Here is a 1,314-nt window from a genome sequence, read left to right as displayed (position 1 = left end):
GCCTACGTGCCGCTGGACCCGGCCTACCCGGCCGACCGTTTGGCCTACATGATCGAAGACAGCGGCCTGCAGCGCGTGCTGGCCCAGCCCCAGGTGCTGGCCAGCCTGCCGGTGCCGGCAGGCGTGCGCGTGCTCAGCCTGGAAAGCAATGATGACAGCAGCCAGACCGACCCGCTGGCCTGCTCGCCGGTCACGGTCAGCCCGGACAACCTCGCCTACGTGATCTACACCTCCGGTTCCACCGGCAAGCCCAAGGGCGTGCTGCTGCCGCAGCGCAACGTGCTGCGCCTGTTCACGGCCACCGACGCGGACTTCCGCTTCGGCAGCGACGACGTGTGGAGCCTGTTCCACTCCTATGCCTTCGACTTCTCGGTGTGGGAAATCTTCGGCGCCCTGCTGTACGGCGGGCGCCTGGTGATCGTGCCGCAGCACACCAGCCGCTCGCCCGAGGCCTTCTACCAGTTGCTGGCCGATGAACAGGTCACGGTGCTGAACCAGACCCCGTCGGCGTTCAAGCAACTGATGGCGGTGGCCACCACGGCTGAGCCGCAGCGGCCACTGGCATTGCGCAGCGTGGTGTTCGGGGGCGAGGCGCTGGACGTCAACAGCCTGGCACCGTGGTTCGAACGCTTCGGCGACCGCCAGCCGCAGCTGGTGAACATGTACGGCATCACCGAAACCACCGTGCATGTCAGCTACCGGCCGCTGTCGCGGGCTGACCTGGGCAAGGCGGCCAGCAGCCCGATGGGCGTGCCGATCCCCGACCTGTCCTGGTATGTGCTCGACGGCGACCTGAACCCGGTAGCCAAAGGCTGCATCGGCGAGCTGTACGTCGGCCGCGCCGGCCTGGCGCGCGGCTACCTCAAGCGCAGCGACCTGAGCGCCACGCGCTTCGTGCCGGACCCGTTCGGTGCCCCTGGCGGGCGCCTGTACCGCACCGGTGACCTGGCGCGCTACCACGCCGACGGGGTGATCGAATACGCCGGGCGCATCGACCACCAGGTGAAGATCCGCGGCTTCCGCATCGAGCTGGGTGAGATCGAAGCCCGCCTGCAGGCCCAGCCGCAGGTGCGCGAGGCCCTGGTGCTGGCCCAGGAAGGCGCGACCGGCCAGCAGCTGGTGGCCTACCTGATCCCCGCTGCCGAGGTAGCGCTGGAGCAGCAGGCCGGGCTGCGCGCGCAGCTGCGCGAACAGCTGAAGGAAGCGCTGCCGGACTACATGGTCCCGGCGCACCTGCTGCTGCTCGACCGGTGGCCGCTGACAGCCAACGGCAAGCTCGACCGCAAGGCCTTGCCCAAGGCCGATGCCAGCCTG

1 protein-coding gene is annotated in these 1,314 nt (G+C 69.3%); it reads left to right on the top strand.

The annotated features are described in order from the left end of the window. Window positions 1-1,314: amino acid adenylation domain-containing protein (locus I8746_RS26830; protein ID WP_221101219.1), on the top strand; the 1,314-nt coding region annotated here is incomplete at both ends.

It is taken from the genome of Pseudomonas sp. USTB-Z (genome assembly GCF_019691255.1).
Taxonomy (GTDB): Bacteria; Pseudomonadota; Gammaproteobacteria; order Pseudomonadales; family Pseudomonadaceae; genus Aquipseudomonas; species Aquipseudomonas alloputida.
This window is presented reverse-complemented; position numbering and strand designations above follow the sequence as displayed.